The organism is Jiella flava (genome assembly GCF_017349315.1).
Taxonomy (GTDB): Bacteria; Pseudomonadota; Alphaproteobacteria; order Rhizobiales; family Rhizobiaceae; genus Jiella; species Jiella flava.
On record NZ_JAFMPP010000010.1, the window covers coordinates 101133 to 120020 of the forward strand.

The window sequence follows — 18888 nt, forward strand, 5'->3', positions numbered from 1 at the left end:
GCGCGCTAACGGCACACTTCTGCCGGACCTCAGGACCAGTCGGCGCTGCGGAAAAAGGCGTCAAATTCAAGATAGTTGATCTGGCCCGAATCGCTCTGGGCGACGCGACGCAGGACGATCCGCAGGCGCTTGCCGTCCTGGGCGATCAAATCGAGAACCGGCGGCGTGATTACCTGCGCCGGCTCGTCGAAGAGCTGATCGGGCAGCTCGTCGATGGCCTTCTTGATCGGAAAGTGGATCACCGTCGTCCCCCGCGAGGCAACGAGATCGCCCCCTTCGAGAGCGAAGGTCATGCCGGCAATCGCGTCGCCGTTGTCGTCTTTGCTTTCGTCGACGCCGGGAATGACGACCCGGGCGAGCACGGCTCTGTCATAGCCGCCGGTCGCGATCTCCGTGCCCTTCAGCGCCACGAAACCGCGCGGACGCGCCTTCACCCATGTCGAGGTGTCGATATGCAGACTGTCGACCAAGAGCGCATAGGCGTCGCCCGGATCGTTGCGCAGCGCCGTCATCAGCCGCGCGGCCAGATCGTGATCGAGATAGGGCGCAAGATCGCCGAGGCGGTCGGCGTCGGCGAGCGCCCCCAAACGCGATTCGAGCCGGGTGACGCGCTGCGCATGCTGTTCCTTGCTCGGCCGCAAAGCCAGCTGATCGCTGCCGGGAACCCTTGTCGCGAACTCCGCAACGATCCGTGCCGTCTGGCTGTCGCCAGATACGCTCGCCGCTCCCCAAGGACCGATGGCCGACAGTCCGACGAGCGCAATAGGCACCAACGCCATCAGCCGGATGTCGCCCGCGAGCCGGGGCACCAGCTGGCAGGCGAGCACGATCACCGCCGCCAGGATCGCAAGCGCGACATAATAGCGTTCGAGCGTGACGCCCTCGGCCGCGATGCGCTGCCAGATCCCGATCGCGGCGAGAATCAGCGGGACAATCAGAATGACGCCCCAGCTTTTGGCAAACAGCCGACTCGGGAGCCCGCCCGTGGCAAGAAACGGCTCGGCGGCAATCCGCAGCGCAAGCACCAGGAAGGCGTCAAAGGTGACGATCCAACCGACGGCGTTTTGCGGCAGGCGGCCTGCAAGAGCGATCTTGACGGCGTAAAGATGCAGAACCAGCGCCGTCGTCAGTGCGAGCGGAATGGCGACCCAGGAGATCAGCAGGCGCACGCCGCTGACCAGCCGATCCTCGGCGAAAGCCGGCCGATCCTCAAAGCTTCGCGGCAGACGACCAAGCGCGAAGAGCGGACCGACGAGGGTGAAGGCCGTGACGTAGATATGTTCGTAGTCGGTCGCGCTCAGTCCGATATCGAACAGGAACCGAACCATCTCGAAGATCGCCGAGAGACCGACCACGAACAAGAGGACCGACAGGAAAGCAAGCGCCGCGCCGACGAACGACCAGAGCGTGAAGGTCCAAAACCGCACCGGTCCGCCCCGCCCCAAAAACGGCGCGAGCGGGACCAGCAAGGTCAAAGCCGGCGTCAGGGCCGGCAGATGATTCTCCGCGCGCCCACCGAAATAGACGACCGCGGCCAGCAGCGTGGCGACGCCGAGCGCCGCCAGTTGAATCGGCAGATCTCGCCAGTCGCGCGCCTCGCCGGCCAGCGTGGCCGAAACCGCGGCAACCGCCCCGCAATAGAGCGCACCGATCAGCCAGAGAAGATCGTCGATCCGGTCAAAATCGTGCCCGGCAACCTCCATATTGCTCAGGATCGCAATGGCGATGAATCCGAGCGAAGCCACCGGAAATCGGACAAGGGCAATCTCGGTGCCCCGGGCAAGCGTCGCCGCGGCCCGGTTGAACCAACCGCTGGTTTGCGCCGAAGCGCGCCTGTCCACGATCCGCTGCATTCCGCCGTCCCGCTCGTCCCTTCGCCCAATCCCGACGCGCACGGGCCGGTCCGCACATGGCGCCAAAGCCGCACCACCCGGTGCCATGCCGACCGTTGCGCCGCGACACGCTCAGCCGCGCATCGCCCGCCAGTAAGCGAACACCTTGCGCGGTGCCGAAAGGTCTGGCGATTGGCGCAGCACGTTCGCTCCTGACCGTTCGATACGGTCCAAATATGGCGAGGCGAGCCAGGCCGGCAGGAAGGCGGCCCGAACCGGCTTCGGCAGCCGACGAGAATGGCGGCGCGCTTCGCCGACATGATAACGGCCAAAGGCCACCATCGCGGCCATTGCCCGCTGCGACGGCTCCGCCTCCCCGGCATTCAGCACCTCGGGCGAACAGCCGGCTGCCGCGAGAATGTCGGCCGGCAGATAGCACTGCCCGCGCGCGCGATGGATCGGCAGCAGGCGCAACACCCCTGCCACCGTCTGGGCGACGCCGGCGTGCCCCGCCGCATCGGCAATCTGACCGGCATCGGCGGGCGACAAAATCGTCGCGGCGAGCATAATCAGCGTCGAGGCGGTTTCACCGGCATAGGCCTCGAAATGCTCACGGCTCGGCATCGGATCGTCATAAAGATCGAAGGCCCGCGCTTCGAGCATCCGGTCGAACGCCGCCTTGGACAGATGATGGCGCTCGATCGTCTGGAGCAGCCGGCTCGCCACCGGATGGCCGGCCTCACCGCCCCCCGCTGCGCCCTTCTCCGATCCGCCGCCGGCGATCACGTCCCGCCACCATTGCAGGCGGATCTCCCCAGGCAACGGCTGGCGGATCTGATCGCGCACCTTGGCGATCTCGATATTGAAGGCGTAAAGCGCGGCGAGATCACCGCGTCGATCGGCCGGCGCGAAGGCCAACGACAATGCCCGGTCGCGATCTTCGGCCTCGACGAGGTCGTGGCAGGTGTCGCTCGGGCTGGCGCTCATGCGGTGATCCTGATCGGCCCGTCCGGTTCGAATGACGGGCAAGTTGCAAGCGTCGGCGTCGTCCGAGAGCGACCTTTGAATCGACGCATCGTGCTTTGCCGAAAATCGATTCCGATGTTCAGGCCGATGCTGTTAGAGCATGATGTGATCCGAAAAGTTGCATGACTTTTCGGATCACATCATGCGTCAAAATAATGACCGGGAGCAGAATGACGATTTCAGTTCATCGCATTCCGCTCCAACGAAGGCGCGAGCGGATAGAGCATGGTGCCGAAAAGTTGCACGACTTTTCGGGTCACATCATGCGGTAAAACAATGGCTTGGAGCGAAATGGCGATTCCAGTTCATCGCATCCCGCTCTAGCGTCAAGCAGTTTGCCAACCGCGACGGCCGGCACCAGATGGCGCCAGCTCAGTCGACGGCGACGAGAGCGGCGCCGACCGGACGGCCCTCGGAAAGCATGATGTTGAAGGTGCGCACCGCCGCTCCGGTCGACATCGGATCGCAGGAGATGCCGGCCCGCTTCAGGCGCTCGGCAAGGCCCGGCGGCAACCGGCGGATATTCTTGCCCGTGCCAAACAGCAAAAAGCGAATCTCCTCATCGAAAATCCGCTCGAGCCGCTCGCCCAAAAACGGCTCTTCCGCCGTCGCCGACCAGCCGTAGATGCCGGATGGCAGGCACAGGATCGAGCCCCGATGCGACATCTCGGCAAAGCGGAAACCGCCATTGCCATACGCCTCGATCGGCGCGCGGCCAGGAAAATGCGCTTCCCGGATTTCGATTCCCTGCACCATGATCAGGCCTGCCCGGCGCTGATCTGCCCAGGCTCGGCCGCCTTCTTCTTCTCGTCAAGGTCCGCCGCCCTGGCGGCTTCCGCCGCATCGGTCGAGCGTAGATTGAAGAAAACCAGCACCGGCGCGGCGACGAAAATCGACGAGAAGGTGCCGATGATCACGCCGAACAACATCGAGGCGACAAAGGAGCGGATCACCTCGCCACCGAAGACGAACAGCGCGGCCAGTGCGAGCACGGTCGTCGCCGACGTCATGGTCGTGCGCGACAGCATCTCGTTGTCGGACAGATCGAGCAACTGGCCGAGCGGCATCTTCTTGAACCGCCGCAGATTCTCGCGGACGCGGTCGTAGATGACGACGGTGTCGTTCAGCGAATAGCCGACGATGGTCAGGATCGCCGCGACCGTCGACAGGCTGACGTCGAGCTGCGTCACGGTAATGAAGCCGAGAGTCAGGATGACATCGTTGACGGTGGCGATGATCGCACCGAGGGCGAACTGCCACTCGAAGCGCAGCCAGACATAGACCAGGATCGCGACCAGCGACGCGAGAACGCCGATGATCGCGGCCCAGGCGAGTTCGCCGGAGACCGTTGGGCCGACGACTTCGGTCCGCCGGATATCATATGTCTGCGACAGCGCCTGGCTGGCCGTGTCGACCAGTTTCTGCTGGGATGAGTCGGACACCTCACCGAAGGCGCCGATCCGGATCAGCGCCTCGTTCTGGGTGCCGAACTCCTGCACCTGCGGGTCGGCGATGCCCGCCTTGGTCAGCTGGGTGCGGATGTCGCCGGTATCGGCCGCGCCCTGCTTGGCCTGCACCTCGATCAAGGTGCCGCCGGTGAAGTCGATGCCGAAATTCGGGCCGATGGCAAAGAGCGAGACGATCGAGGCGATGCAGAGCGCCATCGACACGCCGAAGATCTTCAGACGGACCTTCATGAACGGGATCTTCGTCACCTCGGGCACGAGGCGCAGATAACCTTTCGGCAGCTCCTTCGGGCGCCGGCGGCGCACCCATGCGGCGACCAGCCAGCGCGTCAGCGTGAAGGCGGTGAAAACGGTGGTCAGAATACCGATCGCCAACGTCACGGCGAAGCCGCGCACCGGGCCGCTGCCGAGGAAGAACAGGACGACAGCGGCAATCAGCGTGGTGATGTTGGCGTCAAGAATCGTCGCCAGGGCCTTCTGAAAGCCGGCGTCGATCGCCTGCACGACCGAGCGTCCCTGCCGCCGCTCGTCGCGGATCCGCTCATAGATCAAAACGTTCGAATCGACCGCCATGCCGAGCGTCAGCACGATACCGGCGATACCAGGCAGTGTCAGGGTCGCCCCGATCACCGTGAGGACCGCGAACAGAAGGATCAGGTTGGCGGCCAAAGCGATATTGGCGATGACACCGAGGAAGCCATAGGCCGCGAGCATGAAGACGACGACCGCCACCGCGCCGATCACGCCGGCCATCTCGCCGGCGTCGATCGAGTCGGCGCCAAGGCCCGGCCCGACGGTTCGCTCTTCGATGATATTGAGCGTCGCCGGCAGCGCCCCGGCCCGCAACAGCACCGCCAAATCGTTGGCTGACTGGACCGTGAAGCTGCCGCTGATCTGCGCCTGCCCCCCGAGAATGGCGGTGCGGATCACCGGCGCCGACAGCACCTTGTCATCGAGAACGATGGCGAAAGGCTTGCCGACATTGGCCTGGGTGACCCGGCCGAAGCGCTGGGCGCCTTGCGAGTCGAAGCGAATGTTGACCACCGGCTCGTTGGTCTGCTGATCGAAGCCCGGCTGCGCGTCGGTGAGATTTTCACCCGAGACCATCACCTGTCGCTTCACCAGGATCGGTCGGGCCGGCTTGTCGTTGGTGTAGAGCAGCACGTCGCCCGGCGGCACTCGTCCGCCCTTGGCGACCGTCTCGGCGTTCTCGCTCTGATCGACCAATTGGAAGGTGAGTTTGGCGGTCTGGTTGAGCAGTTCCTTCAACCGCTTCGGATCGCCGAGGCCCGGCACCTGGACCATGATGCGGTCGGCGCCTTGGCGCTGGATGATCGGCTCGGTGGTGCCGAGCTCGTCAACACGCCGACGCACGACTTCGATCGACTGCGTCACCGCCGTCGACACGCGGTAAGCGATGCCCTGATCGGTCAAGGTGGCGGTGATGACGCCGGCTTGCGGCTGCGCCAACTCGACTTCGGCGACGGAGCCACCGGACATCAGGCCGCTGGAAATCGGCTGGGTCAACTGCTCGAGCGCCGACTGCGCGTCTGAAGCCTGCGCCGGATCGCGCAGCCGAACCGAGATGGTGTGGTCCTTGGTGGCAATCGCCGAGTAGCCGATGCGCTTTTGGCGCAGCAGCTGACGGACCTCGTCCTGCACCGACTGCAGACGCTCCTTGACGAGCGAGGCCCGGTCGACCTCCAGCAAAATATAAGAACCGCCCTGAAGATCGAGACCGAGCGTCACCGACTTGTCGGGCAGCCAGCTCGGCAGCCCCTCGGTCCAGCTCCGCGGAAGAACGTTGGGAGCGGCATAGGCGAGGCCTATCAGCACCGTCAGCCAGATGAGGATCGTCTTCCAGCGCGAGAAATACAGCATGTCGGTCTCGGAGATGTCGGCTCGCGCCAAGGCGTTGGAACCGGTTTCGGCGTCTGTCGCCGTCCCGCTAGAGTTGAGAGCGGAGCGGCTCGGATCTGCGGCATGGCGGACCTGCGGCCCGTGCCGCCTGCTACTTGCTGTTGGCGGCGGCCGGCTCGCCCTTGACGCGGACGTCGCTGAGCGTTCCCTGCAGCACCCGGACGCGAACCTGATCGGAGATCTGGACTTCCAGTTCGCCGTTGTCGTGGACCTTGGTCACCTTGCCGACGATGCCACCACCGGTGACGACCGTGTCGCCGCGCCGAATGTTCTTCAGCATCTCCTCGCGCTTTTTCATCTGCGACCGCTGGGGGCGGATGATCAGGAAATACATGATCGCGAAAACCGCGATAAACGGAAGAACACTGATCAGCAATTCGCTCCCACCGGCAGCAGTGGCACCGGTCTGGGCGAAAGCCTCGGACACGAACATCATCGACCTCGCAAGAATGAGTTTGCAACAAAAGCGCGTCGAAACGAACGTCCCGCCGACGGCGCCCAAGATCTCCAAGAGACCTGTCTGGACGTGGCCGCAATATACGATCGGCCTATGCCTTTGCAACAAGCTGCGGCATTTACAGCCCGCCGCAGGGCCGCTTATGCCATTACAATGCTGTCACCAACCCGTCAGTGCGACGTGAACGCCCGTGCTCCACATGATGCGCGCCGTTGCGTTTTGACCACGGAGGAAAAGCCTCGATGACCTCACCCGCCGACCTCTCGCGGATCGCGATCGCGCTCGAATCGATCGCCGAACGGCTCGCCGAAGCTCTGCCGTCGCGCCCGGCCAAGCCCGACTTTGCGGCAGCCGACTGCTTTGTCTTCGATCCGAAGAAAGGGTTGAAGGCCGTTCCGAAGGTCAATCGCGTGCCGATCACGCTGTTGAAAGGCATCGATCGCTCGCGCGACATCCTGTTCGACAACACGCTGCGCTTTGCCAAGGGTCTGCCCGCCAATAACGCACTGCTTTGGGGCGCACGCGGCATGGGAAAGTCGTCGCTCGTGAAAGCGGTGCACGCCTCGGTCAACGCAGAGCTTCATGGCTCCGCCCAGGCCCCGCTCAAGCTGGTCGAAATCCCGCGCGAAGATATCGCGCACCTGCCGGAGCTGATGGATCAACTCGTAGCCGCCCCTGCCCCGGTGCTGTTATTCTGCGACGATCTCTCCTTCGATCACGACGACACCGCCTACAAATCTCTGAAGGCCGCTCTTGAAGGCGGCGTCGAGGGACGGCCAGACAATGTGCTGTTCTACGCCACGTCGAACCGCCGGCATCTTCTGCCGCGAGACATGATCGAGAACGAGCGCGCAACGGCAATCAATCCCGGCGAGGCGGTTGAGGAAAAGGTGTCGCTGTCGGATCGCTTCGGCTTGTGGCTGGGATTCCACAATTGCAGCCAGGATCAATATCTGGCGATGATCGACGGCTATGTCGCAGCGTACGGGCTCTGCGACACGGTGACGCCGGACGAACTGCGCCGCGCCGCGCTGGAATGGGCGACGACACGCGGCAGCCGCTCGGGGCGGGTCGCCCACCAGTTCATGATGAATTTGGCCGGCGAACATGGCCGCCGCTTGGAGATCGCCGAGGGCCGACCAGGCTGACCCTTGTCGAGGCCGGACCAGCCGATCAGCTGTTCAAGATCGCCGAAAGCCATCAGCCCAGACCGGCAGGCTTGATCGTGCGCAGGGCCAAGGGATCGATATGCGGGCGCGACGCACGAGAAGGTGAGGTAGGCCCAAAAAAGGTGAGGCCGGCAGGCGCCCCTCCTGCCGGCACACACCCTTCGGCTCGCCGTCGGCTCTGCCGGCGACGCGTCGATCTTCTGATTGGCTCAGCGCGACAACCAGGTACGGCATCGCCCAATCCGCCAACCCACACTCCACGAACCAGCCCCATCCGGTGACGGGACGATCACGTCTTGATCACCGCCAAAATCCGATCACAACCGCACGCCATCAAAAAAACAACCTATGCGATTAAATAGCCGAGCCCCGCCCCCAGACCCGCGATTATCTGCAACTAAAAGATCACAATTGTGCAAAACTGTCGAGATTTTGTTTTAAACACTTATCAATTTTTCTCCAGGACGCTGCGGAAGATTCGGTTCAGTTTGCGCCGAGAAACGCCTCAATCGCGGCAAGCACCTGATCGGCCGGACGAAACCCGATCGCAAGCGCCGCATAATGGCCTTCCCGGCCGTCGACCGGCCCCGCCACCAAGGTTGGAAAGCCGGTCACGCCGGAGGATTGGGTGACGGCAAAGTCCGCAAGCGTTTCCTGCTTGGTCGCCTCATCGTCGAAAGCTGGCAGGAACGCATCTCGATCAAGACCCTCGGCGACTGCCAGATTAGCCAGCACCTCACGCTTCGTCACGTCGCGGTTTTCCGCATAAAAAGCCCGCGAAATCCGCTGCTTTAGCGGAAAAACATGCGCGGGATCGAGCCGCCGCGCTGCCACCACCGCCCGCGCCGCCGGCTCGGTGTCGTAGACGAAACTCTCGCGATCGAAGAAAGCATAGTCGAAGGGCTGGCCGCTCGCCGCCTCCACATGCTCCCAATGATGACGAATTTCCGCCTTCGCCTGCTCGTCCATCGGTCGGTCGTTGAACGGCCGCAAGCCCCCCAGCACGAGGCGGATGGCAAGATCGGGATGGGCCTTGGCGATGGCGTCGATGGTCGGAGAGAAGCCCCAGCACCACGAGCACATCGGATCGGCGAAATAAACAAGATGGGGAATCACGACCCTGTTCCTTCGGTTCGAGTGGCCGGGGCTCTTCTTGAGCCCAAGCATGGCACAAACCGAAGGTTCCAAGGCGTCGACAGATCGTTCACCGCCACAGCGGTGGCCGGACGCGCCAGCGAGCAAAGCCTGCGGGCCTCACTGTGGCAACGATCCTGTTCACCGGATCATCACAAGGGCCGTGTGACAGCCTCCAGCCAGGTGGCGTCCTGCGCTGAAAGATGCGGTGAAAGCGCCTCGCGCACCCGCCGGTGATAAGCGTTCAGCCACTGGCGCTCATCCTCGCCAAGCAGCGTCGCATCGATCAACCGCCGATCGATCGGCGCAAGCGTCAGCGTCTCAAAGCCGAGCATCAGCGCATCGCCCGCCTCGATCGGCGCGGGCTCGGTGACGACCAGCAGGTTTTCGATGCGGATCCCGAAGACGCCCTCTTTGTAGTAGCCGGGCTCATTGGAAACGATCATGCCGGGCTCCAGCACCGCCATGCCCCGGCGCGAGATCGACTGCGGCCCCTCATGAACCGCCAGAAACGCGCCGACGCCGTGGCCGGTGCCGTGGGCATAGTCGCAGCCGGCCTTCCACAATGCGATTCGGGCCAGCGGATCGAGATCGACGCCGCGGGTGCCCTTCGGAAAGCGAGCGAGCGAGATGGCGATCATGCCCTTCAGAACCTGGGTGAAGCGCGTGCGCATCAGCGTGTCGGGCGCCCCGATCGGCACGGTGCGGGTGATGTCGGTCGTGCCATCGCGGTACTGCCCGCCGGAATCGATGAGGAAGAGTTCGCCCGGGCCGAGCACCCGATTCGATTCGCGGTTGACCCGGTAATGGGCGATGGCCCCGTTCGGCCCGGCCGCCGCGATCGTGTCGAAGGAGATGTCCACCAGCGGCATGCCCGCCGCCTCTCCGGCCTCGACACGGCAACGCTCCAGCGTCTCGGCCGCGGTGATTTCATCGATCGTCCCCGGCTCCTGGCGCACCAGCCAGGCCAGGAATTTGACCATGGCGACGCCGTCACGCTGGTGCGCCGCGCGGCTGCCGGCAAGTTCGCCAGCGTTCTTGGTTGCCCGCGGCCGCTGCGCCGGATCGGCGAGATCGACGACGGTCCCGCCCGCGCTCGCGGCGATTTCCCCGAGGCGCGCGGCCGCCAGATTGGGATCAAGAGCCACAATCTGTTGCTTGGCCATCTTCGCCAAATCGCTTTCGAAACGGTCGGGCGTCCTGAGCGCAACAAGCGGCTTCAAATGCGCTTCGAGCGCCGCGTCGATCTTCTCCGGATCGACGTAAAGCTGCGCCTCGCCCGTCGCCGGCACAATGGCAAAGCTCAGCATCAGCGGGTTATGGGCGATGTCGGACCCACGCAGATTGAACGTCCAGGCGACCGACGAGGGGTCGGTCAGCACCGTCAGGTCGGCCTTGTGCTTGATGATCGCCGCCCGGATCTCGGCAAGCTTGTCCGCCGCGCTGCGACCGGCCAGCGCGTCGTCCTGGACAAACGCCTGGCCCTTCGGCGGCGCGGGTCGGTCGTTCCAGATGCAGTCGACGGGATTGTCAGCCATCGCGACCAGCTTGCCGCCGACTTTCTGCAGGATCTCGGCGAGGCGCCGGACCTCGCCAACGGTATGCAGCCACGGATCATAGGCGATTGTCTTGCCGGCCCCTTCCGCTTCGAGAACGGCGCTGAGAGGCGTTTCCAGCGACGACAGCGGCGTCACCACAGCCAAGTCGACCTGCTGGCGAACCTGCAGCGTATAGCGCCCGTCGACGAGGATCGCGGCCTTGTCGCCAAGGATGACGACCACCCCGGCCGAACCGCTAAAACCGGTCAGCCATTCCAGCCGAGCCGCGGAGGGCGGGATGTATTCGCCCTGATGCTCGTCGGCGCGCGGCACGATGAAGCCGTCGACACCGCGCTCGCGAAGCAGCTTGCGCAACGCGCCGATCCGCGCGGCGCTGTTCGAGAAATCAATCGGATTGTCGAAACTCTGAAACATGTTCGCCCCTGCTTGCCGAGAGCGCCGCGACGCCGTTTGCGATGTGTCCGAAATTTCCAGCCTGACCGCAAGGTCGGAGCGTTCGCAGCCGCTCTCAAAGCCACCGCTCGCAGCATTTTGCCCGAAGACCGACCAAGCCCTGTCGCGTTGCAGACAGCGGATAGGACCTATGCAACGGAACCGCTACCGAAGCCGCTCAGCCAGCGTCATATTGCACTGCAACGGGAGGCCGAAAACAGCTTTCTGAAGGAGATTGCACCATGGCCAGCAACGACCGCACCAACGACCGCCAGCGCCAGCAAAATGCCGGCATCATGCGCACGGTTATCAATCGGATGATGGAAGCCCGCGAGCGCGAAGCGCGCCGCTACATCGCCAGCCACTACGGCAAGCGCTTCCACCCCGACGTCTTCGGCGGCGAGACCGTCTCGAATTTCGAAAGCCGCGCTCCGCAGCGCTCGTAACAGCGCCGCGCCTATCTCAGGCTTCTACGATATGAAAGCCCGGCGGATTCCATAGTGGCCGCCGGGCTTTTCCGTTCAACCCGCGGCGCGAAGATGCAGCGCCACCCATTCGCCCATCACCAGCGTCCGGCAATGGACAAAGCCCTGCGCCCGGAACGCGGCCCGCACCGCAGCCGCCTGCTTGATGAGAATGCCGGACAAAATGACGTCGGCACCGAGTGCCGAATGCCGGCGAAACTCCGGCGACAGCATCATCAGCGGGCCGGCAAGAATATTGGCGACGATCAGATCGAACGGCGCCCGTTGGCGCACCGCCGGCGTCGCAAAGCCGTCGGCCCGCACCGTCTCGACCAATGCCGCAACGCCATTGGCGTGGGCATTGTCGGCCGCGACCGCGACGGCGACCGGATCGACATCGGTCGCGAGCACCTTCACCCGGGCGAGTTTGGCAAGTGCGATGGCCAACACCGCGCTCCCGGTGCCGAGATCAAGAACCGCTTGCGGCCGGCGCAGCCGCACGACTTGGTCGATCAGCGTCAGGCAGCCGGCCGTGGTGCCGTGATGACCGGTGCCGAAGGCGAGTCCCGCTTCGATTTCGATCGCATGTTCGTGCGCCCCGACCTGATTGCGGTCATGGGCGCCATGGACGATGAAGCGGCCGGCGCGCACCGGCTTCAGCTCGGCCAGAACCGCCGCCATCCAATCCTTGTCGGGTAGCTCCTCGCGGCCGATCTCGACCGTCTCCCCGAGCCCGGCGGCATGACGGAACGCATCCGCCCGATCCTCGCCCGGCTCGACGTCGAAATAGGCGGCGACCTCCCAGACATCGCCCGCTTCGTCGATCTCGGTGATGGCGATCGGTGCGCCTTCATCCTCGAAGATCGTCTCGATCCCGACATAGGCGTCTTGGGCGGCCGCCTTTCCCGCCCTTAGGAAATATCGAATCTGCACGGTCAGTTGGCCCCCTCGGACTGCTTGGCGACGTCCTCCGCCGTCTTGCGTGCCCGTTCTGCCCGTGCCTCGCGCTCCGTCAAGGTTCCGCGGACGATCTTTTCCTGATCACGCTCGGCCCGGGGTGGGCCAAAGGCGATGATGACGTCGCCGACGTCCGGCTCGCCCGCCCCTTCAGCCGCAGCAAAGACGATGTCCTGCGAGGGCTGAATCCACAAGACCGGCGTCGTGCCTTCCGGCCGGGTCTCGAAGAACTGCTCCAGCCCGAACTCCGGTGTCAGCCGCGTCGCCTGGAAGGTCCAGCCATCGATGATGTCGTCGCGCAGCTGGTTGTAGGTGCGCGGCGGCTTGAACAGCGGCATGCCGCCGAGGGTGAAATGCATCGCATGGCGCGCCCCCGAGGTCTGCTGACCGCTGCTGGTCGAGCCGACCTGAAAGACTTCCGAGCGGCCGATCTCGGCGCCGAAGTCGGTACAGACCAGAGCGTTGTAAGCGTCGTTGTCGGTCGCCGCGATCATGTGATCGAAGCGCGAGAGATCCAACGAATGATGGGCTTCTTCCGACAGGATCTCGCCGAACCAAACGTCGACCTCGGCAAGCCGCGCCTCGGAGACGTGCGACCAGTTGGCGTCGGCGATCACCACCGGCACCTCCTGCGCCTTCAGCCGGCGCGCCAGCGCGATCGAGAACCGTGAGGCGCCGACGATCAGAATGCCCGGCCGATTGGTCACGCGCAGATCGAGGATCCGGGCAAGCGGCTTTAACGAAAAGCCGTGCAGGAGGATCGTCGCGGCGACGACGGCGAAGGTATAGGCGACCATCCGGTCCGCATCCGCAACGCCGATCCGCGCCAGCGTCGTACCGAACAGACCGGCGACCGCCACGGCGACGATACCGCGCGGGGCGATCCAGCTGACCAGCAGCCGCTCCTTGAATTCGAGCCCGGCGCCGGTCGTCGAAACGAAGATCGCGATCGGGCGAATCACCAAAAGAACGAGAGCCAGGAAGACCACGACCCGCCACTCCAGGCTCATGATCACCGAGAGCTGCAGCGACGCGGTCAAGACGATGAACAGGCCGGAGACGAGGAGAACGGTGATCGTCTCCTTGAACTTGCGCAGTTCATTGAGGCTGGCGAGTTTGGAATTGGCCATGGTGATGCCCATGATCGTCACCGTCAAAAGCCCCGCCTCCTCCAAAAGCAGATTGGTGAGGGCGTTCATGCCGACGACGACGGCGAAGAGGATCGGCGCTTTCAGATATTCCGGCGCGTGGCCGCGCGCGAAGAAGATCGTCAGCGCCCGACCGCCAAGGATGCCGCCCGCCACCGCAACGACCAAGGCCGCAAGAGTGGTGACGATCAGATGCTCGGCATCGTGGGCGCCACGCAGCACCAGATAGGCCTCGAAGGAAACCACGGCGAAGAGCGCGCCGACGGGATCGTTGAGGATCGCCTCCCAGCGCAAGAGTGAAGCCGGCCGCGCTTTGAGTCGCGCGTGGCGCAAAAGCGGCATGATCACCGTCGGGCCGGTGACCACCAGCAGCGCGCCGAGGATCAGCGACACCGGCCACGACATGTCGCCGACATAGCGGGCGGCGAGCGCCGTCATGATCCAGACCATTGGTCCGGAGACCATCACCACCCGCCTCACCGCCGTCGAGGTCTCTCGGATCTCACGCAATCGCAGCGTCAAACCGCCTTCGAACAGGATGATCGCAACGGCGGTCGAGACCAGCGGCGTGTAGAGTTCGCCGAAATCGGACCGCGGATTCATCATGCCCGTCAGCGGCCCGAAGATCAGGCCGACGGCGAGGAGAATGACGATCGCGGGAATCTGGAAACGCCACGCCAACCATTGCGCGGCAATTCCCGCGACACCGATCACGGCGATTTGCATGGCAAGGTCATGCATAGGCGACATCCTGTCGGTTCGGGCCGGCGACGGCTCGCCCGGCAGCATCAATCGTCTGGAAACACATAAGGCACGGCTTGGTTCGGCCCATAGAGCGCCCTGCGTCCTATCGGATGCAGAAAGGTCGCTCTCACCCTTTGAACCGACGCATCGTGCTCTGTCGAAAATCGATTCCGATTTCCGGGCCGATGCTGGAGCCAGGCCGAGCGAGCCACTGACTGTAACGGCAGATCCGCCCACCGGATGCGCCGCGGATCGCCCGGTGAGCCGGCCTGTCGTGGAACGGGCCGGGCGCGTCAGACGCCGGCGAGCTTGTCGAGTTTGCCGGTCACCGCCTTGGGATCCTCGCCATAAGCGAGCGTGCCGGCGAGATCGCCCTTGGCGTCGATCAGGAAGGTCGTCGCCGTGTGGTCCATCAGATAGTCTTCGCCAGTGCCCTGCTTGCGGTAATAGGCACCCCATCCCTTGGCGACCTTGGCGATATCGGCGGACTTGCCGGTCAACGCGATGATGTGCGGATCGACGGCATTGACATAGTCCTTCAGGATCGCCGGCGTATCGCGCTCGGGGTCGATGCTGATGAAAACGATGCCGAACTCGCCGCCCCGCGTCTCGATTTTCTGGCGCCGCGAGGCGAGTTCGAACAGCGTCGTCGGGCACACGTCCGGGCAGTGCGTATAACCGAAGAACAGCGCATAGGGCTTGCCAGCGAGTTCTTTCGAGCTGAAAGTCTTGCCGTTCTGGTCGACCAGCGTGAACGGCGTGCCGTAGGCCCCGTCAGCGGCGGCGCCGCGATTGGACATGTCGACATAAAGAAAAGTCAGCGCCCCTGCGATTAGCAGCACCATCGCCCACAGGCTCGCGCGTATCATCGTCTTGGGTTTCATGCTCCAGCTCTCCGATCGATCGTCGCCGTCATCTGCTGGCGGCCTTGCAAGGCTCGCGCGTGTCCGCCGAAGCGGGTGCCGTCAAGCGGGACGAGTGACGAGCCGCAGGCACGGTGCGCTTCGCGACCAGGGAAACCGCCCGTTCAAGTGACAACCGCGTGGCATCCAACGGCATGGGCGTCGCGATCATGCCATCGCGGCCGCTCGAAAGCCCTCATTCCGTGCGCTGCGTCTCCGGGATAAGGCATAAGCGAGTTCGACGGATGAACGCCAGCGCTTGATTCCATCGAATGCGCGATAATTTTTCCACTCACGCGCAAAGGTTGGCATGGCAATCATGCGCTGTGGCGCCGCCACCCGTTTCCTCTCGGAGTGCAACCCCGATGTCGCGCATCCGGGAAAATCGCATCGATCTCGTGCGCGGCATCTCGCTGCTTCTGATCTTCGTCGATCATTGCAATCTGACCTTCTCCGGGTTGCTGCAGCACAGCCGAGGTTTTTCCGATGCGGCCGAGCTGTTCGTAACGATGGCCGGCATGTCGGCCGCGTTGGCCTATCATCCGGCGCAAGGCCCAGCGGCTCCGCTCGCCATCGCCAAACGCACATTCAAACGGGCGTTCAAACTCTATCGGGTTCATCTGGCGCTGCTCGCCATTCTCGCCGCCTTCGTCTACACGCTGCGGTTCCCGCACCGCCAGGAGCTCGTCGCGCAATGGGCCCTCGAACCGCTGTTCGCGCCATCCGTGCAGATCGGCATCGACGTGGTTCTGCTGCGTTATCTGCCGGCCGGACTCGACATTCTGCCGCTTTACGTCGTCCTCGTCGCCGCGATCCCGCTGTTCTTTGTCGCCATCGACCGCTCGCCCTGGCTCGCCCTCGCGGCGTCGGCCGCATTATGGCTTGCCGCAGGTCTCTTCCACCTCAACCTGACCAATCTGGCGGAACCCAAGGGCGTCTGGTTTTTCAATCCGTTCTCCTGGCAATTGGTGTTCGTCTGCGGATTGATCGCCGGCCTGCGGCTGCGGCATGGCCAAACGCCCTTTCCATTCTCCCGCCCGTTGTTCGTCGCCGCCCTGGTCTTCTGCCTCGCCGCGATTCCGGCCAACCTTATCGTCCATGTCGGCAAGCTCGCAGACAGCGGTCCGCTGCATCTGCTGGTGTCCAAGACCAGCGAGGGACCGTTGCGGCTGATCAATGCCTTGGCCATCGCCTACGTCGTCTTCAATCTCGATATTTTGAAACGTCTGTCCCCCGACGGCATCCTGCGCCCGCTCTTTGCCACCGGGCGCAACAGCCTCCCCGTATTCTTGACCGGCATCGTTCTGGCGGACATCACCACGGCCGCCGTCGTCGCCAATGCCAGCCTGCCACTCGCGCTTGAGCTGACGATTGTCGCTCTTGGCTGCGCGATCCAGCTGATGCTCGCCACCAGCCGCGATCGCAGCGCCCGCCAAGCTTTCGGCAGATGGGCCGGCTCTTTGGTGGTGGCGTCCGATCCGCTCCCGGATTACGACGAACCAGCAAGCGCCAACGAAACCGCCGACATCCGCCATGCCGCCCGAAACACCCCGTCCTGAGAACTTCGAAGAATTGCGCTTTCGCCCGTCCGAGCCACGGATTGCGACGACGGCGGAGCTGAAACGGGTGAAGCTCGGCCGCCATGCGGAGATCGGCCCGCGCTGCGTGCTGCGCGAGGTGACGGTAGGGGACTTTTCCTATTTTGAGCGCGGCGGCGAGGCGGTCTATACGAGCATCGGCAAATTCTGTTCGATCGCCGCCAATGTCCGGATCAACGCCCTCGCCCATCCGATGGAGCGGTTGACCACCCATAAGATCAGCTACCGGCCGAACGAGTATTTCCGCTGGCTGCCGGTCGATCAGAGCGTGATCGATCGCCGCAAGGACGATGCGGTGACGATCGGCCACGACGTCTGGATCGGCCACGCCGTCGTCATTATGCCCGGGGTTTTTATCGGCAACGGCGCGGTGATCGGCGCCGGGGCGGTGGTCACACGCGATGTCGCGCCCTTCACCGTGGTCGCGGGCGTCCCGGCCCAGCCGATCAAGCCGCGCTTTGCCGAGCCGATCGCCACCCGGATCGCCGCGCTCGCCTGGTGGGACTGGCCACCCGAAACGCTTTACGACGCGATCCCCGACATGCAGGCGCTGCCGATCGAAGCCTTCCTCGACAAATGGGAAGGCCGTCAGCCCTTTTTGCCGTCCACCACGACGAAATAGAAAAGCGCCACCGCCGGCATCGCCATGCCGATCACGCAGATGCCGAGCCAACCGAACGCCTCCAGCACAGGACTCGCCAGGGCCGAACCGATCGCCCCGCCGATGAAGAAGGTGGTCATATAGACGGCGTTCAGGCGGTTTCGGATATCCGGCGCCAGGCCATAGATCTCCCGTTGACCGAAGACGAGATTGGCCTGGACGCCGAGATCGACCATCACAGCGCTAACGATCAGCGCCATGAGTGAATGCGTCCCGAACAACGCCGCAGCAAAGGCCGCCACCACCATCGCCAACGCCGCCGTGGTGCCGATCCGCGTATAACCGCGATCGGCGAGCCGCCCGGCGACGGGCGCTGCGAAAACGCCGAGCACGCCGGCCAGCGCGAACAGCGCGACGCCGCTCGGCGTGAAATTGAACGGCGCACGCATCAAGAGGATCGGCGCCGCTGTCCAGAACAGCGAGAAGGCGCCGAACATCGCCGCGTGATAGAGCCCGCGCCGGCGTAAGACCGGCTCGGTGACGAACAGCTGGCCGAGCGAGCGAATGAGCGCGCCATAGCCGCGCTGGCCGGCCGGCACCCGGCGCGGCAGCAGCGCCAGCGAGATGGCGGCGAGTGCGGCGATCAGCGCTCCCGAAAGACCGAAAACCCAACGCCATCCGACGATGCCGGCGAGAAAGCTGGACACCGGCCGGGCGAGCAGAATGCCGCCGAGCAGACCGCTCATGACATTGCCGACCACCGCGCCGCGCTGCTTTTCCGGCGCCAGATTGGCCGCGAGCGGCACCAGCATCTGCGCCGCCGCCGAGGTCGTCCCGACAACCAGCATCATGGCAAAGAGCGCGGCGGCACCGGGCGCGACGGCCAGCCCCAGGAGGCTCACCACATTGGCCGCCATGGTGACGAGGATCAGCCGGCGATTCTCGAACAGATCGCCGAGCGGCACCAGGAAGACGAGGCCAATGGCATAGCCGATCTGGGCGAGCGTCACGATGGCGCTCTCGACGGCGATCGGCAGGCCGAGATCGGCTCCCATCAGCGCGACCAGCGGCTGGGCGTAGTAAAGATTGGCGGCAAGCGCCCCGCAGGACACCGCGAAGAGAAATGTCAGCATCGGGCCGAGCCCGCTGCCTTCGGCGGTCTCATCGGCCGGCATCGTCGTCGCCGCGTCGCTCATGGCACGAACCCTCTCACTGCGGCACGCCGAAGCCCTTCGGCGGCACGATCGGTGGTGACGCATTCTGTCCGGTGACAGAGCCGGTTCCGCGAGTGGGCCGGCAAATCCACGCTTGTAACCTAACGGCCGCCGCCGATCATTCCAGACAGGCAGCGCGCGCCGTCAGCGAACATTGCGACAATCGCCGCGGCGCCGCGGTTTGCAACCCTGGCTGAGGCGCTTATGGTTGCGCCGGACGGCCGGCTCTTTGATGTTCCACCGCCAGCGATTTCCAACGACAGAC

At 64.4% G+C, this 18888-nt stretch carries 15 protein-coding genes; 4 read left to right on the forward strand and 11 right to left on the reverse strand.

Going from position 1 to position 18888, the window contains the following annotated elements:
- Positions 1-29: 29 nt before the first annotated feature.
- The 5 genes from J1C48_RS12630 to yajC all read right to left on the reverse strand — a co-directional run bounded on the left by J1C48_RS12630 (position 30) and on the right by yajC (position 6677).
- Positions 30-1853 carry a DUF4153 domain-containing protein gene (locus J1C48_RS12630; protein ID WP_207258207.1) on the reverse strand — a complete coding sequence of 608 codons (1824 nt, stop codon included), beginning with the start codon at positions 1851-1853 and terminating at the stop codon, positions 30-32.
- 111 nt (positions 1854-1964) lie between these two features.
- Positions 1965-2819: a phytoene/squalene synthase family protein gene (locus J1C48_RS12635; RefSeq protein WP_207258208.1), complete on the reverse strand. Its 855-nt coding sequence runs from the start codon at positions 2817-2819 to the stop codon at positions 1965-1967.
- Between the two features lie 411 nt (positions 2820-3230).
- Positions 3231-3614, reverse strand: coding sequence for an Mth938-like domain-containing protein (locus J1C48_RS12640; protein ID WP_207258209.1), 384 nt, complete (start codon positions 3612-3614; stop codon positions 3231-3233).
- Positions 3615-3616: 2 nt separating this feature from the next.
- The gene (secDF, locus tag J1C48_RS12645) at positions 3617-6205 is read right to left on the reverse strand and encodes a protein translocase subunit SecDF (protein WP_207258249.1); all 2589 of its coding nucleotides are present in this window, start codon (positions 6203-6205) and stop codon (positions 3617-3619) included.
- Positions 6206-6335: 130 nt separating this feature from the next.
- A complete protein-coding gene (gene yajC, locus J1C48_RS12650; RefSeq protein WP_207258250.1) occupies positions 6336-6677 on the reverse strand; it encodes a preprotein translocase subunit YajC in 342 nt (113 codons plus the stop codon).
- Positions 6678-6943: 266 nt separating this feature from the next.
- Between yajC and J1C48_RS12655 the strand changes: the two genes are divergently transcribed.
- A complete protein-coding gene (locus J1C48_RS12655; RefSeq protein ID WP_207258210.1) occupies positions 6944-7849 on the forward strand; it encodes an ATP-binding protein in 906 nt (301 codons plus the stop codon).
- 504 nt (positions 7850-8353) lie between these two features.
- Here J1C48_RS12655 and J1C48_RS12660 read toward each other — a convergent pair.
- Positions 8354-8986, reverse strand: coding sequence for a DsbA family protein (locus tag J1C48_RS12660; RefSeq protein WP_231081769.1), 633 nt, complete (start codon positions 8984-8986; stop codon positions 8354-8356).
- Positions 8987-9156: 170 nt separating this feature from the next.
- Positions 9157-10977, reverse strand: coding sequence for an aminopeptidase P family protein (locus J1C48_RS12665; protein WP_207258212.1), 1821 nt, complete (start codon positions 10975-10977; stop codon positions 9157-9159).
- A 260-nt stretch (positions 10978-11237) separates the two neighbouring features.
- Here J1C48_RS12665 and J1C48_RS12670 point away from each other — a divergent pair, with 260 nt between their 5' ends.
- Entirely contained in the window at positions 11238-11441 is a 204-nt protein-coding gene (locus J1C48_RS12670; protein WP_207258213.1) for a hypothetical protein, read from the forward strand.
- A gap of 75 nt (positions 11442-11516) precedes the next feature.
- Here the strand turns inward: J1C48_RS12670 and J1C48_RS12675 are convergent, their stop codons facing one another.
- The 3 genes from J1C48_RS12675 to J1C48_RS12685 form a co-directional block, all read right to left on the reverse strand.
- Positions 11517-12392: a 50S ribosomal protein L11 methyltransferase gene (locus tag J1C48_RS12675; protein WP_207258214.1), complete on the reverse strand. Its 876-nt coding sequence runs from the start codon at positions 12390-12392 to the stop codon at positions 11517-11519.
- A 2-nt stretch (positions 12393-12394) separates the two neighbouring features.
- On the reverse strand, positions 12395-14305 hold the full coding sequence (locus J1C48_RS12680) for a cation:proton antiporter (protein WP_207258215.1): 1911 nt from the start codon (positions 14303-14305) through the stop codon (positions 12395-12397).
- A gap of 296 nt (positions 14306-14601) precedes the next feature.
- A complete protein-coding gene (locus J1C48_RS12685; RefSeq protein WP_231081770.1) occupies positions 14602-15192 on the reverse strand; it encodes an SCO family protein in 591 nt (196 codons plus the stop codon).
- 383 nt (positions 15193-15575) lie between these two features.
- Here J1C48_RS12685 and J1C48_RS12690 point away from each other — a divergent pair, with 383 nt between their 5' ends.
- Positions 15576-16769: an OpgC family protein gene (locus J1C48_RS12690; RefSeq protein ID WP_207258216.1), complete on the forward strand. Its 1194-nt coding sequence runs from the start codon at positions 15576-15578 to the stop codon at positions 16767-16769.
- Entirely contained in the window at positions 16744-17430 is a 687-nt protein-coding gene (locus J1C48_RS12695) for a DapH/DapD/GlmU-related protein (protein ID WP_207258217.1), read from the forward strand. Before J1C48_RS12690 ends, J1C48_RS12695 begins: the two co-directional genes overlap by 26 nt.
- Here J1C48_RS12695 and J1C48_RS12700 read toward each other — a convergent pair.
- Positions 17397-18605 carry an MFS transporter gene (locus J1C48_RS12700; RefSeq protein ID WP_231081771.1) on the reverse strand — a complete coding sequence of 403 codons (1209 nt, stop codon included), beginning with the start codon at positions 18603-18605 and terminating at the stop codon, positions 17397-17399. The genes J1C48_RS12695 and J1C48_RS12700 overlap by 34 nt on opposite strands.
- Positions 18606-18888: the final 283 nt, after the last annotated feature.

What these genes read in the sequence shown, in the direction of transcription:
- yajC (WP_207258250.1), bottom strand. Translation starts at nt 6,677, where the DNA reads ATGTTCGTGTCCGAGGCTTTCGCCCAGACCGGTGCCACTGCTGCCGGT.
- J1C48_RS12640 (WP_207258209.1), bottom strand. Translation starts at nt 3,614, where the DNA reads ATGGTGCAGGGAATCGAAATCCGGGAAGCGCATTTTCCTGGCCGCGCG.
- J1C48_RS12635 (WP_207258208.1), bottom strand. Translation starts at nt 2,819, where the DNA reads ATGAGCGCCAGCCCGAGCGACACCTGCCACGACCTCGTCGAGGCCGAA.
- J1C48_RS12670 (WP_207258213.1), top strand. Translation starts at nt 11,238, where the DNA reads ATGGCCAGCAACGACCGCACCAACGACCGCCAGCGCCAGCAAAATGCC.
- J1C48_RS12700 (WP_231081771.1), bottom strand. Translation starts at nt 18,605, where the DNA reads ATGAGCGACGCGGCGACGACGATGCCGGCCGATGAGACCGCCGAAGGC.
- J1C48_RS12695 (WP_207258217.1), top strand. Translation starts at nt 16,744, where the DNA reads ATGCCGCCCGAAACACCCCGTCCTGAGAACTTCGAAGAATTGCGCTTT.
- secDF (WP_207258249.1), bottom strand. Translation starts at nt 6,205, where the DNA reads ATGCTGTATTTCTCGCGCTGGAAGACGATCCTCATCTGGCTGACGGTG.
- J1C48_RS12690 (WP_207258216.1), top strand. Translation starts at nt 15,576, where the DNA reads ATGTCGCGCATCCGGGAAAATCGCATCGATCTCGTGCGCGGCATCTCG.
- J1C48_RS12665 (WP_207258212.1), bottom strand. Translation starts at nt 10,977, where the DNA reads ATGTTTCAGAGTTTCGACAATCCGATTGATTTCTCGAACAGCGCCGCG.
- J1C48_RS12680 (WP_207258215.1), bottom strand. Translation starts at nt 14,305, where the DNA reads ATGCATGACCTTGCCATGCAAATCGCCGTGATCGGTGTCGCGGGAATT.
- J1C48_RS12655 (WP_207258210.1), top strand. Translation starts at nt 6,944, where the DNA reads ATGACCTCACCCGCCGACCTCTCGCGGATCGCGATCGCGCTCGAATCG.
- J1C48_RS12685 (WP_231081770.1), bottom strand. Translation starts at nt 15,192, where the DNA reads ATGAAACCCAAGACGATGATACGCGCGAGCCTGTGGGCGATGGTGCTG.
- J1C48_RS12630 (WP_207258207.1), bottom strand. Translation starts at nt 1,853, where the DNA reads ATGCAGCGGATCGTGGACAGGCGCGCTTCGGCGCAAACCAGCGGTTGG.